The 12,318-nt window shown below is 58.3% G+C and carries 13 protein-coding genes and 1 CRISPR repeat array (1 of these 14 cut by a window edge); of the genes, 6 read left to right on the plus strand and 7 right to left on the minus strand.

The features are described from left to right. A CRISPR array of direct repeats spans window positions 1-423; the repeat unit is 28 nt; unit sequence GTTCGCTGCCGCACAGGCAGCTGAGAAA; it begins 4,711 nt to the left of the window's first position. Window positions 424-710: 287 nt separating this feature from the next. The 6 genes from ACAM29_RS17415 to ACAM29_RS17440 are packed head-to-tail and all read left to right on the plus strand — an operon-like array spanning window position 711 to window position 4,354. Continuing rightward, on the plus strand, window positions 711-1,451 hold the full coding sequence (locus ACAM29_RS17415; protein WP_369624890.1) for a tellurite resistance TerB family protein: 741 nt from the start codon (window positions 711-713) through the stop codon (window positions 1,449-1,451). A gap of 11 nt (window positions 1,452-1,462) precedes the next feature. Further along, on the plus strand, window positions 1,463-2,209 hold the full coding sequence (locus ACAM29_RS17420) for an NAD-dependent deacetylase (RefSeq protein WP_369624891.1): 747 nt from the start codon (window positions 1,463-1,465) through the stop codon (window positions 2,207-2,209). 3 nt (window positions 2,210-2,212) lie between these two features. Continuing rightward, the gene (locus ACAM29_RS17425; protein WP_369624892.1) at window positions 2,213-3,229 is read left to right on the plus strand and encodes a ribonuclease Z; all 1,017 of its coding nucleotides are present in this window, start codon (window positions 2,213-2,215) and stop codon (window positions 3,227-3,229) included. 3 nt (window positions 3,230-3,232) lie between these two features. Further along, window positions 3,233-3,700 (plus strand): isoprenylcysteine carboxylmethyltransferase family protein, encoded by a 468-nt coding sequence (locus ACAM29_RS17430; RefSeq protein ID WP_369624893.1) that lies wholly within the window; start codon window positions 3,233-3,235, stop codon window positions 3,698-3,700. Between the two features lie 52 nt (window positions 3,701-3,752). After that, complete coding sequence (locus ACAM29_RS17435; RefSeq protein WP_369624894.1) at window positions 3,753-4,028, plus strand: type II toxin-antitoxin system Phd/YefM family antitoxin; 276 nt, start codon at window positions 3,753-3,755, stop codon at window positions 4,026-4,028. Beyond that, a complete protein-coding gene (locus ACAM29_RS17440) occupies window positions 4,028-4,354 on the plus strand; it encodes a type II toxin-antitoxin system RelE/ParE family toxin (RefSeq protein WP_369624895.1) in 327 nt (108 codons plus the stop codon). The genes ACAM29_RS17435 and ACAM29_RS17440 overlap by 1 nt, the downstream gene beginning before the upstream one ends. Here ACAM29_RS17440 and ACAM29_RS17445 read toward each other — a convergent pair. The 7 genes from ACAM29_RS17445 to ACAM29_RS17475 form a co-directional block, all read right to left on the minus strand. Next, window positions 4,351-5,535 carry a Wadjet anti-phage system protein JetD domain-containing protein gene (locus ACAM29_RS17445; protein ID WP_369624896.1) on the minus strand — a complete coding sequence of 395 codons (1,185 nt, stop codon included), beginning with the start codon at window positions 5,533-5,535 and terminating at the stop codon, window positions 4,351-4,353. The genes ACAM29_RS17440 and ACAM29_RS17445 overlap by 4 nt on opposite strands. Then, entirely contained in the window at window positions 5,532-8,903 is a 3,372-nt protein-coding gene (locus ACAM29_RS17450; RefSeq protein WP_369624897.1) for an ATP-binding protein, read from the minus strand. The genes ACAM29_RS17445 and ACAM29_RS17450 overlap by 4 nt, the downstream gene beginning before the upstream one ends. Next, window positions 8,903-9,502: a DUF4194 domain-containing protein gene (locus tag ACAM29_RS17455; RefSeq protein WP_369624898.1), complete on the minus strand. Its 600-nt coding sequence runs from the start codon at window positions 9,500-9,502 to the stop codon at window positions 8,903-8,905. Before ACAM29_RS17455 ends, ACAM29_RS17450 begins: the two co-directional genes overlap by 1 nt. Window positions 9,503-9,518: 16 nt before the next feature. Further along, window positions 9,519-10,964, minus strand: coding sequence for a DUF3375 domain-containing protein (locus ACAM29_RS17460; protein ID WP_369624899.1), 1,446 nt, complete (start codon window positions 10,962-10,964; stop codon window positions 9,519-9,521). Between the two features lie 74 nt (window positions 10,965-11,038). Further along, entirely contained in the window at window positions 11,039-11,440 is a 402-nt protein-coding gene (locus ACAM29_RS17465) for a type II toxin-antitoxin system VapC family toxin (protein ID WP_369624900.1), read from the minus strand. Further along, window positions 11,437-11,670, minus strand: a complete 234-nt coding sequence (locus ACAM29_RS17470; protein WP_354406564.1) for a type II toxin-antitoxin system Phd/YefM family antitoxin — start codon at window positions 11,668-11,670, stop codon at window positions 11,437-11,439. The genes ACAM29_RS17465 and ACAM29_RS17470 overlap by 4 nt, the downstream gene beginning before the upstream one ends. Window positions 11,671-11,768: 98 nt before the next feature. Beyond that, on the minus strand, window positions 11,769-12,311 hold the full coding sequence (locus ACAM29_RS17475; protein WP_369624901.1) for a glutathione peroxidase: 543 nt from the start codon (window positions 12,309-12,311) through the stop codon (window positions 11,769-11,771). Window positions 12,312-12,318: the final 7 nt, after the last annotated feature.

Genomic DNA, 12,318 nt, shown 5'->3' on the forward strand with positions numbered 1-12,318 from the left:
AAATACAACAGCAGATAGGGCAGGTAGTCACTGCGTTCGCTGCCGCACAGGCAGCTGAGAAATGAGATTGAATCAGCTTGTCTCCGTGCAGCAGGTTCGCTGCCGCACAGGCAGCTGAGAAATTGCTGTACGCTTTCAGACCCCAGCGGCGAGAGTTCGCTGCCGCACAGGCAGCTGAGAAAAGGACAGGGAGCGCGATGCTAAAAAACTGGTGGTTCGCTGCCGCACAGGCAGCTGAGAAAAGATCAATCAGCACTCACTCACAGCACCGCTAGTTCGCTGCCGCACAGGCAGCTGAGAAAAATGCGAACCCTTGCCAGCTCCGGCCAATTTGGTTCGCTGCCGCACAGGCAGCTGAGAAAACTGTGAGCCAGCCAAGGCTTACCCGCCGTGCGTTCGCTGCTCGAATAGGCAGCTAATACTTTGCGATCGCGCTTACCAACTTGCTGGTGCCTGTTTCATCACACGGCAAAACTCTGTGGAACTGTTTGAAAGAGATGACTGGGTACAGGTATAAAGCCTTTGACTGTTTCTGCTTTTGCAGTTGATAAATCACAACAGCCGGTGTATCCACATACCATTACAAACCCCAACCCAAGATAGCAAGCCAAAAGGGAGGAGCGAGAACAGGTGGGGCTCAACCCCGTGCTATCCCACCCCGTACTTCAGGCCAACGGCCAGACCGAAACGGGGTTCTCGCGCAAAAACCTATGAATGCCATGTCAATTCTGAAGCAACTGATGAATCAGGCCTCCGGTGGTCAGGGCGGCTCTACCGGGGGCGGTGATGCTAACCGAATGGTTAGCCAGCTGGCTTCGCAGTTCAAGGGCGGTTCCGGCGGCAGTGGTGCCGGTGGGATCGATATGAAGAGCCTGCTCGGTGGCGGTGCGCTGGGGCTGCTGGTGGGTTCCAAGCGTGGTCGCAAGATGGGTGGCAAGGCGCTGAAGTATGGTGCGCTGGCAGGAGTCGGCGTGCTGGCGTGGAAGGCATATCAGAACTATCAGTCCCAGTCGCCGGCATCGGCAGCGAGTCCTTCAGCCAACAACCAGCCGGAAGGGCAGCCGCTTGAGCAGCTGCAGGGGCCGGATCAGGAACGGCGTGGGCTTGAAATTCTGCAGGCGATGATAATGGCCGCCCGTGCAGACGGTCATGTTGATGCAGCCGAGCGCGCCTTGTTGACCGGCAAGATTGAAAGCCTGGGGCCGGATGACGAGCTGCATGCCTGGATTCAGCAGCAATTTGATGCGCCGCTGGATGCCGATGCGCTGGCGCGCAGTGCTGATTCGCCACAGGCACGGCGTGAAATCTATGCGGTCAGTGTCGCGATCATTGATGAACAAAACCCCATGGAACGTGCCTGGCTTAACCAGCTGGCAACCGCGCTGCAGCTCGAACCGGCACTGGCAGCCGAGCTGGAGCGTCAGGTGCTGAACACTGTTAACGGGTCATGAAGCAGGTAACAATGTCCAAGCGTTTGATCATTTTTACCGGTGCCGGTGTTTCCGCCGAGTCCGGAGTACCTACCTTTCGCACCGGGCCGGATGGCCTTTGGCACAATCACCGTATCGAGGATGTCTGTCACATCGACACCTTCGAGCAAAATTACGACCTTGTGCATGCATTCTACAATGCCCGCCGCACGGCGCTGCAAGGGTTAGAACCCAACGCCGCGCATCAGGCGATTGCCGAACTGCAGCAATGCTACGGCGATCGGGTGACGTTGATGACCACTAACGTGGACGATTTGCATGAACGTGCCGGCAGCTCGAAGGTGGTACATATCCATGGCAACCTGCTGGAGCTGGTCAATCTGGCCGAAGATGAGGTGCAACCGATCGGCTATGAGGCGTTTGATCACGTTGCTCACCCGCCGCACTTCAAGCCTAATGTGGTGTTCTTCGGTGAGGTGGCGCCGGTCTATCGTGACCTGTTTACCCTGATGAATTCATTGACCCGACATGATCTGGTGCTGGTGGTCGGCAGCAGCGAAACGGTGATCCAGTTTTGCCTTGAAGCCTACAGTGGCAGTAACGGCGCGGCGACGATCCTCTATATTGATCCGACAGACACCTGCCCCTATGACCGTTTGCTCGGCCCTGGCCTGAAGCCCTATACCGAGCATTACCGCATGGGTGCAGTGGAAGCGTTCCGCGCCGGCTCACCTGTGCGCAAATGGGTCGAGCGTTGGTTGGGTGGCCCAGGGAAGTAACCCATGCAACTCACCTTTCTTGGCACCTCATCCGGTGCCCCCACCCGACAGCGCAATGTCAGTGCTACCGCCATTCAGCCCGAGCGAGGGCGGCAGTGGGTGTTGGTGGACTGCGGTGAGGCGACCCAGCATCAGCTGCTGCGTACTCGCCTGTCACCGCTGCAGTTGCAGGCGGTTCTGATCACCCATGTGCATGGCGATCACTGTTACGGCTTGCCGGGGCTGCTGGCATCCTGTCAGCTGAATGGACGTACGGCGCCGCTGACACTGGTGGGGCCGGCGGCGGTCTGGCGTTATCTGCAGGCCGTGATTGAGCATACCGAGCTGCGCATCGACTATCCGCTGGAGTTTGTTGAGGTATCCCGTACATTGGAGCTGGAACGGGGTGGCTTCAGCATCACGGCGACTGAACTCAGCCATCGTACCGAGAGCTGGGCCTATCGGCTGCAGGAAGCTCATGTCCCGGTACGGCTGGATACCGAGCGTCTGCAGACAGAAAGGGTGATGCCATCGCCGTTGTATGGCCGCTTGCAGCAGGGCGAGCACGTGACGTTACCCGATGGTCGTGAGCTGGATGGGCGGGAATACTGCATCGCCTCGTATCCTGCGCGGGCAGTGGTGGTCGCCGGTGACAACGACCAACCTGAACTGTTGGGTGAGGCCTGCGAGGGCGTGCAGCTGCTGGTGCATGAGGCGACCTATACTGAAGAGATTCTGCAGCAGGTAGGATCTGAGCCGCAGCACAGCTGTGCTGCCCGGGTGGCACGCTTCGCCGAGGCGCGCGCTATCCCGGCGCTGCTGCTGACCCATTTCAGCCCGCGTTATCTGCTCAGGCCCAGGCGTCCGCGCGATCTGTCGATCGAGCTGCTGCGTGCAGATGCGGCACATCATTACAGCGGCACGCTTTATCTGGCGCAGGATTTTGAGACCTATGGTATAGCCCGTAATGGTGAGGTATCTCTTTTGAGCGAGCAAGCCAGAGATCAGCGGTCGAATCACACTGTATCGAATAGGGAATAAAGCATGCGCAAACAACACCCGCTTGAACTGCTGATACCGCCACCGCTGGTGTTCCTGACGGCAGCGGGTCTTGGCTGGTTTGGTGCCTGGCTCTGGCCGGGCGGGGTGTTGTTCCAACTGCCGCTGCTGTGGATTTTGGTTCCGGTGGTTCTGGCAGGTGTTATGGGTACCTTGGCGGTGTTACATTGCTTTCGTGCGCGCACTACGGTGCATCCGCACTGCCCTGAAAAAACCTGCTGTCTGGTGGCCTACGGCGTGTTTAAGCTCAGCCGAAACCCGATGTATCTGGCGCTGCTGCTGTTGCTGATCGCATGGATGCTGCAACTCGGGCACCTGCTGTCGCCGCTCTGGCTGGCGGGGTTTGTGGTCTATATCACCCGCTTTCAGATCCGGCCGGAAGAGCGAGTGCTGCAGGAACTGTTTGGTGATGAGTATGAGGTTTATTGCCGTGGGACGCGGCGCTGGGTGTAGTTGACTGATGGACTTAATAAAGTACTATATTTGGTCTTATTAGGAGGTGGTCATGAAACTTTCAACGCATATCAAGCCCATCAGCTACTTCAAAGCGCATGCAGCGGAGGTTGTTCGTATGCTGGACTCTCAAGGAGGGCCACTGGTGATTACCCAAAATGGTGAAGCCAAGGCGGTTATTCAGGGAATCGACAGCTATGAACAAACTCAGGAGACGATGGCGTTACTCAAGATTCTTGCACTTGGAACACGGCAGATTGAGCAGGAAGACGTTGAGCCTGTTGAGGATGTGATCAGTCGGCTGCGTGAAAAAAGACCGAGCCGCTGATGATATATCAGGTAATGCTGACGCGTGATGCAGCGTTTGATCTGGATGAGTTGCATCGCTATATCGAGCAGCATGATATGCCCGAAAAGGCAGACTATGTACTCGATCAGCTCGAAGAAGCGCTCATCTCGTTGTCAAGCAACCCTCAACGGGGCATTTGTCCAAAAGAGTTGGTGGTTATAGGCCTGCGTGAATACCGTGAAATTTATTTCAAACCCTACCGCATCATCTATCGGGTGATGGATGACAAGGTGTATGTGATGCTGATAGCGGATGGACGCCGTGACATGCAATCACTGTTGCAGCACAGGTTGCTGCGGGCTTAGGTACCGCCCCGTAAACCCGCCAGTGCCGCCTTCACATGCTCAAAGCCGATCCTTTCCTGCTCCAGCCGCAGGGCCGGTGCCAGCCGGTCCAGACACAGATCTTCATACAACGCCTGCTCGTGATCAGTCAGCCGTGACAGCCGCTTGCGGGTCGGTTTGGGCTCCTCGCCCCACAACGGTTCGTGAACCAGCAGGGTGGCGCGGTCCATCAACAATGACTGGGTCTGCGGGAAGTAGCTGCGCAGTTGGTCCAGCATCGCGAAGCCGTGGGTGTCGAGATCGCCCCAGTAATGAATTGTCTTGTCGGCCAGCCAGTTGGCTTGTTTGAGACTGTCCAGGCCGTAGCCTAGCCCGAAGATGACCATTGCACCGGGCATGTTTGGCAGGGCGAGGCCGTTGATCTCGTTTTCAGTGATCACAATCTGTTGTATTGGCAATGTCAGCTTGGCGAAATCCGTTACCGGGATCTGCAGGTCGCTCATCCCTTGTATATATAGGCTGGGGTCGAGCAGGCGAAAGCGGATCTGAGCGGGTTTGTTGAGAAATCCGTAGCGCTGCTCGAAACCGCTGACACCTCGGGCATCGCTGTCGATCTGCCCAGCGGGCAGAACTTCATCAAGCAGTTCGCCCAGCACCTTCTTGTGGCTTTCAATGAACTTGGTATCCACGCAGGGCAGTTCCAGCTGGCGGATATACACATTCGGGCGCGGGTGTTGGCGCAGCCAGTGGATAACGTGCAGCAGCCGGGGCCAGGCTGGCTGCAGCTCAAGCACGGCCAGAGGTTTGCGCGCGCACCAGTCAAGCAGATCCGGGCAGGATGTGGTGATCTGCTCGCACAGCCGTGTATAGTCCCGACCGGCACGGCGCTTGCCGATCAATGCCTGTGCATCTTCGGGGTAGTCAAACTGTATTGCCACCGGCAGCTCGTTGCGGCCGATGTCGCGGGAGTTGATGTCACGCCACTCCAGCTGGAAGTCGTGTTTTTCTTCATGGGCACACCAGCGCTGCACCCATTTTTGTGCCTCGGCAAAACGGCTGCCGAGCTCACCTGCCGCTGGGTGACGCAGCGGGTAGCGCAGGGGCCAGCCATCGTAGTTGTCCAATGGCGAGCGCAACAGTTTGCCCTTGGCCCAAGCCTTGTTCAGCCGCGCCTTGATCTCGTCCAGTTCTGTCCAGCTCATAAGGTGTGTGCGTCACGCTCCGCCTGATACTCTTCGATACTGAGATTGCGTACCTGAGAGTCGCGCCCTTCGGGGTTGTGGACAAAGCCCACGCTGGCCACATAGGGTTCGATGATATGGATCTTCTGCAGTGGGGTGACGATCAGCAGCTGCAGGTTGAGCTTCTGGAACAGCTCCAGACCGTAGCGCGCCGACTCGTCTGAGCCGCGACCGAAGGCTTCGTCGATCACCACAAAGCGGAAGCTGCGCGAGCGCACCGCCCCCCATTCCAGCCCGAACTGATAGGCCAGGCTTGCGGCAAGCACGGTGTAGGCCAGCTTTTCCTTCTGGCCACCGGATTTGCCGCCGGAGTCGGTGTAATGCTCGTGTTCGCTGTTATCCTCCTGCCAGCGCTCGGAGGCGGCAAACTGGAACCAGTTACGTACATCGGTGACTTTGCGGGTCCAGCGCTTGTCCAGCTCGGTGGTGCCTTCACGACCGCGGAAACGGTCGATGATCGCCTTGACCTGCAGGAACTTGTTCTCGGCGTACTGCTCCTCTTCCGATCCGGTCAGGCTGCCTTCGGTACAGGCGCGCAGCTGTTGCTGGAAGTCGCGGATATCCGCATCCTGGTTGGCCTGGGCCTCCAGCAGGATATAGCGCCCCGGGTTGTATTCGATATCGGCCAGTGAGCGGTTAATGCGCTCAATTCGCTCCTGAATGGTCTGGCGTTCGCTTTTCAGCTTGGACTGGAAACCGGCCACTTCGCGGATAGTATTCTCGTTCAGCAGCGCCTTGAAGCGTTCGGCAAAGCGGGGCAGGTCGTCGGCCTGTAGCTGGGTCAGCATCTGCCGGTATTCGTCGGCGGCCTCGATGCGGGCATCCACTTCCTGAGTCTCCAGAGGGTAGGCGTGGCGGTAGTTTTCCATCGCCTTGACGATGCGTTCACCCAGGTCTTTCAGGCGACGCTCCTCGCTGTCGATTTTGGCTTGCAGCCAATTGCGAAGGTCACGCTCGCGGTTGTCGCAGGCCTCCACGGTCAGCCGGTGTTCGCCCAAAGCCTCGGTTCGTAGCGGGTCCAGTTCGGCTCGAATGGCGGCCAGCACCTCGGCAGCAAAGGGCTCCAGCACCACACGGCAACTGTCGAGCAGGGCCTGTGCCTGTTCGCGGTTGACTCTGTTGGTCGTCAGCTCCGCCTTCAAGCTGTCGAGCGCCGATTCGGTTTCGCCGATGGCGGTTTCCAGGGTATTGAGCTGGGCGGTCAGGGTTTTGAGTTGGTCTGAGCTGGCTTCCAGTGCCTTGAGCTCGCCACTAAGCTCCTCTATCAGGCGGGCGAGCTGCTGCCAGTTCAACTCGTCAAAATCGGTAAATTCCTGAATCTTGTCCAGCAGGGACTTGTTATTGCCAAGCGCACGCAGCTGCTGTTGCAGCTCGGTCAGGCGAGCAGCGATGCCCTGCATGCTGCGCTCAAGTGTAGCCGCCTGCTGTTCCAGTGCGGTGATTTTGGCTTCGTTACTCCAACCCAGTACATAGCGGCTGCGATCATCCAGACGGTGGCGGTCGTCCTTCTCGTGACGCTGGCCACCGGCCTTGATCTGCCCGGCCAGGGTGATGGCTTTGTGCTCGCGGCGAAAGCGATCCAGCGACTCACAGCAGATATGGTCGAAACGCTTGCTCAGTTCCTGTTCCAGCCAGGGATAAAACTCGCTGCCGGGCTTGATCTCCAGTTTGTCGGCCAGGGAGTCCGGCAGGGGCGCAGCCGGTGCCAGGGTGCGGTCAGTACGGACACGGTAGTACACCAGCCGTCCGCGCAGGCGGGTCCGGTCAACCCATTCGGCCACCTGTGGATAAAGATGCTCGGGCACCAGCAGCGACAGGCCGAAGTTGTGCAGCAGGCGCTCGGCAACCCCTTCCCACTGTTGCTCGGATTCGCGCACCTGAATCAGCTCACCGGCAAAGGGCATTTCGCTTTCGTCCACGTCCAGGGACTCGCATAGCAGATGGCGAATCTCGATCTGGCGCGAGTCGATATTGCTGCGCCTCTGCTTCAGCGAGGCTATCTCCTCGTTCAGGGCCTGATGGCTCTGTTTGAGTTGCTGCAGTTCGACGGCCTGATCGGTGCGGTCGTTCTGTAACTGGGCCTCCTGCTGATCGATCTCGTCGCGCTGTTGCTGTGCCTGTCGGCGACTGGCGATAAAGCTGTCCAGGTCTGGCGTGGTGGGCAGCCCCAGAGGTTCGGCCAGCAGGGCGTAGCGCTCGGCGCGGTTGCGGCGCTTGCTCAGTTCCTGATTGCGCTCGTTCAGTTCGGCCTTGAGCCGTTCCAGCCGGTCACCACCGTTGGCGGCAATGGCGTTCTTCAACTGGTCACGTTCACCGCGCTGCTGCTGCAGCTGCTGAGTCTGCTGGGCGATACGGGCATCCAGTCGTTGAGCGTCCGCATCCAGGTTGCCCAGGCGCTTTTCGATCAGTTCGGCCTTGAGCGCGGCAAAATAAGGCTGCAGGCTTTCGCGGCACTCGCGCCAGTGTTGCGCCTGATCACTGACGCGGTGGTAACGGTCGCAGTCCGCGATCAGCGGCGAAAGGCGCTCCACCTGATCCCGTGCCTTGAGCACGGCTTCGTGGGCACGGTTGAGGTCTTCAAAATGGCCAATCAGGGCCTCAATGCGAGCCTGAACATCAAAGGCTTCCAGCATGTGCTCGCGCACAAAGTCGGTGAGGTTGCCGACGGATTTCATCGAGACCGTCTGGTGAAACAGCTCCATCGCCTGAGCGTTCTCGATGCCGAAGCGGCGGCGAAAGGCGGCTTCATAGGCGGGAAAAGCGTCAAACGGCCCTTCGATAGCAGACTGGTTGCGCAGGCGTTTACGCAGCTGGTTGATGTCGCTGCCAAAGCCCGAGAAATCGGCGGCGATACTCATCACCTTGTCAGCGACTATATAAAAGCGCTGTGGCTGGCTACCGGTGTCACGGCACCAGAACACCTGCGCCAGGGTCACGTCCTGATCGTAACCCTCGTTGCGGAAGTGACCGAGGATAACGGAGAAGCTGTTGTGATCGCGCAGTGCCACCGGCTTGGCGCTGTGACCGCTGTCGTTGCGTTCGGACTTGTAGTAACCCAGCACATAGGAGCGCAAGGTACGTTCCTTGCTGTCGGCACCGGCGGCCTTGTTGTAAGCGATTTTTTGCGCGGGTACCAACAGGGTAGTGACGGCATCCACCAGCGTGGACTTGCCCGAGCCGATATCGCCGGTGAGCAGGCTGTTGTGGCCACCGGGCGCAAGCGACCAGACATGCTTGTCAAAGGTGCCCCAGTTGTAGACCTCCAGCCGATGCAGACGGAACCCGGCCAGTTCATCACTGGCGGCAAAATCGAGTAGCTGTTCCTGCATCAGTGGGTCTCCTCGGCATCGGGGCTGATGTGTTGCTGATAGGCCTGTAGACGCTGGTCAAAATCTTCCAGCCATTGGGCATCGACAAAGGCCTTGAGGATGCGGCGGACTTCGATCATCTGCTCCTGCCCGCGCAGACGGCGGGCAAAGCCAAGATCAATCACCTTGTTCAGGTGGGCATCGATCTGATCCACCAGACGGGTTTCGGTGGAGCCGGGTGGCATGAAGGTACGCATCAGCTCGACGATATCATCGCGTGACAGAATCAGACGGGTATCGCCGCCACCGGCATCAAATTCGGCCAGCTTGCGCCGCAGCAGGGCGATCAGCAGGCTGACCGGATAGGACAGCTGGCGCCGACCGACCAGCCGGGGCAGTTCGGCATCGCCCTCGTCGGTGTTGCGGGTGCGCAGCCAGGCAAAGCCTTCGGCCTCGTCCAGCATCAGCTCCAGCCCCAGAACGCTGACGTAATCGCGCACCTGCGCTTGCAGGTTCATCAGCTGCTGCCAGGTTTTGGGGTCCTGCTCCTGATACAGCACCCCCTTGAGCAGGTTGATCAGTACCAGGGAGAGTGCGTTGTTCGGTTCGGTGTCGGTCATCGCTTTAATTCTCTACTCAAGGTCTGATGAAAATGATGCGGGGGAGTTGCGCCTGACGCCAGAGTCCATCTTCGTCCTGCCAGCGGATCCGGTCCTGATGGCTGTCATCGAACAGGGCATGACGGTCACTGCCAGCAATGGAGAGGTAGGCCACCAGCTCGGCCAGCCCGTACTGCAGCGGATGCTGCTCAATCACCTCGGTCAGGCTGACCTGCTGCTGGGTTTGCAGGCACTGGCGGATCTGCGCCTTGAGGCGTTGCTTGTCGATATTGATCTGGTTGTAGAGCGCATCGGTGCTGATCTCGCTGCTGTCGGCCACTTCGATCTCGGTATCCAGCACCGGTTTGAGCGGCAGGTTGTGCAGCGGACGCTCCATTGGCAGCTGGATATCGGCGCTTGGCATCTCGATGCTGAAGAAATCCCCTGTGGGTATCTGCTCGCGCACCGCCATGGCCCGGGCCGAGATACCATCCAGCATCTGCATGATGCGCTTGTTCTCCAGATAGGCCTGATCGTCCAGGTAGCGCCTCAGTTGTTGTGACAGCCGTGCCACGGTGCGCTGGGTGTGCTCGCCGGCATCCAGCCAGTCATAATGGATGCGCTTGAGTCGCTTGTCTTTCTCGAAACTGCTCACCGCCTCCAGCTCAAACACTTTTTCCAGCAGTTCGGTCAGTTCGTCCTGACTGGCCGGCGACATGAGGAAGTCCCAGAAGGCACGGAAGCTGCGTCCCTGGTCTGAATCGGAGATGGCGTCACGTTCGCCAAAAATGCGTGACAGCAGCTCGCCCTTGCGCCCCTCCCAGGTGGCGATCTGCTCACGCACCTGAAGATCCAGCTGGCGGAAATTTTGCTCCACTTCGCGGAAATCGCTCAGCAGCTCACGTGCGGTACTGCTGACCTGCTGGAAGCGGTCGCGTAGGGCGGTGTCATCCAACAGCTTGAAATCACCGGCCTGCACTCGTTCGATCTCGCGGTCGATCTCGTCTCGCTGCGTCTGCAGCTCACGGATGCGGGTATCCGGATCGGCCTCGGTGCCCGATATCATCTGTCGCAGCAGCTCGAATATGGTTAACAGGCGCGATTCGGTGCCGACGAATTCGCGTTGGGTCAGTGATTCCAGCCAGGCGATCGCCTTTTCGGTGGCGGGGGTCAGGTCAAAGTGGGCCTCATCGGACGCCGGCGGGTAGAACTTGCGCAGCCAGCCCTTGTCGTGCTGCGCCCAGTCGTCCAGATATTCACGGGCGCTGCGCGGAAACAGCTTGTCGCCTTCGCGCTCACGCAGCTGGAACAGCAGGTCTTCAAGCCGTGATTCCAACTCCGTCTGTGCCATCACACGCACATTGGGTTTGATAAACGCCTGCTGCAAAAAACTGACCACCAGCGGGGCATGATCGGCCACCAGCAGCCGCCAGCCGGGATGGGATCTGCGCAGTTGTGAAAGAGTGGCAAAGTCGAGGCTCACACGGAATCCTGTGCTGCTGAAAACAGAGAGCCGACATTATGGGAAATTTATTCAGCGGGATCCATGGGGGAGCCCTACCAAATCGTCGCTACGTGTTTATACGCCTGAATCTTGCCATCGGCTGTTACGAGTGGAGCATTCAGGTGACGTGCCAGGGCCACAATCATGCGATCGGCCGGATCCTTGTGAAATGCTCCGGGCAAACGCGTTGACTCTATGCTGACCGCAATATCAATCGGCTCAAAGCGCAGGCCGTCAATTTCTTGCGCCGTCGCCAGCCAGTCATCCACACTCATGGTCAGTACCAGACGATCCAGCGAAACCAGCATGGCTATTTCCCACGCCGATATGGCGGACACCACAACAAGCCCGTCACTGCGCTTCAATTCCTGCTCGATGGCTGTTTTGGCAGTTTCTGACAGCCGCTGATCTCCACTGACCCACCAGATCAAAACGTGGGTGTCGAGCACAATCATGACAACAGTTCCCAGTCGTCACTGGCAATGGGTTCTTCGGGGTCATGATATTCGACGATACTGCCGCGCAGTTTTTCCAGTGGCGTGCGTTTGTCCGAGCGGAAACGTCGCACTTCTATCGTGGGGTGACCGCGGTCGGTAATGACCAGTACTTCTCCAGAGGATTCCACTTGGCGAAAGAACTCAAGTGCCTTGGCCTTGAATTCGGATTTGGTGGCTTCGTGCTGCATAGGGATAACCGTTATTGAAGGGCTTTTTGCTGCAGCATAGAAACAATATGTGACTATATCAAGTGGTCATTTCGTAAATGGGCATGCAGGTACCGGCCTTACAACACCGCCTCAATCGCTTTTATGAGTTTGTCGCTGTCAGGGGATGTCATACTGGAAAATGCCGCCGTGACTTTGCCATCACGGTCGATCACATACTTGTAGAAGTTCCAGCGCGGCGGGGTGCCACTCTGGCGGGCAATTTCACGAAAGAGGGGGTGGGCGTTGTCGCCTTTGACGTGAATCGGGCTGAACATGTCGAAGGTCACGCCGAAGTTGACGAAGCAGACCTCGGCGCTTTTTTCCTCGTTTTTGGCTTCCTGATTGAAATCATCCGACGGAAAGCCAACCACCATCAATCCCTGATCCTTGTAGCGCTGATGCAGCGCTTCCAGTCCTTCAAACTGGCCGGTAAAGCCGCAGAAACTGGCAGTGTTGATCACCAGCATGGGTTTTCCGGCAAAGCGTTCGCGCAGGTCGACTACTTCGGCTGAATGCAGTCGTTTAAGTTGGTGGTGATAGAGCGCATCGGTGTTGGGCTCTGAAGCCGAAGCGGAATGTCCGAACAGCAGGGCACACAGGGTTGTCAGTAAACGTTTCATTTTGTTC

Source organism: Marinobacterium sp. BA1 (assembly GCF_041155135.1).
GTDB classification, from domain to species: Bacteria; Pseudomonadota; Gammaproteobacteria; order Pseudomonadales; family Balneatricaceae; genus Marinobacterium; species Marinobacterium iners.

Bases quoted from the DNA above. Each gene is read 5' to 3' on its own strand.
- ACAM29_RS17470 (WP_354406564.1), bottom strand. From the start codon at position 11,670: ATGCAGCACGAAGCCACCAAATCCGAATTCAAGGCCAAGGCACTTGAG.
- ACAM29_RS17455 (WP_369624898.1), bottom strand. From the start codon at position 9,502: ATGACCGACACCGAACCGAACAACGCACTCTCCCTGGTACTGATCAAC.
- ACAM29_RS17425 (WP_369624892.1), top strand. From the start codon at position 2,213: ATGCAACTCACCTTTCTTGGCACCTCATCCGGTGCCCCCACCCGACAG.
- ACAM29_RS17420 (WP_369624891.1), top strand. From the start codon at position 1,463: ATGTCCAAGCGTTTGATCATTTTTACCGGTGCCGGTGTTTCCGCCGAG.
- ACAM29_RS17415 (WP_369624890.1), top strand. From the start codon at position 711: ATGAATGCCATGTCAATTCTGAAGCAACTGATGAATCAGGCCTCCGGT.
- ACAM29_RS17430 (WP_369624893.1), top strand. From the start codon at position 3,233: ATGCGCAAACAACACCCGCTTGAACTGCTGATACCGCCACCGCTGGTG.
- ACAM29_RS17435 (WP_369624894.1), top strand. From the start codon at position 3,753: ATGAAACTTTCAACGCATATCAAGCCCATCAGCTACTTCAAAGCGCAT.
- ACAM29_RS17440 (WP_369624895.1), top strand. From the start codon at position 4,028: ATGATATATCAGGTAATGCTGACGCGTGATGCAGCGTTTGATCTGGAT.
- ACAM29_RS17475 (WP_369624901.1), bottom strand. From the start codon at position 12,311: ATGAAACGTTTACTGACAACCCTGTGTGCCCTGCTGTTCGGACATTCC.
- ACAM29_RS17450 (WP_369624897.1), bottom strand. From the start codon at position 8,903: ATGCAGGAACAGCTACTCGATTTTGCCGCCAGTGATGAACTGGCCGGG.
- ACAM29_RS17465 (WP_369624900.1), bottom strand. From the start codon at position 11,440: ATGATTGTGCTCGACACCCACGTTTTGATCTGGTGGGTCAGTGGAGAT.
- ACAM29_RS17445 (WP_369624896.1), bottom strand. From the start codon at position 5,535: ATGAGCTGGACAGAACTGGACGAGATCAAGGCGCGGCTGAACAAGGCT.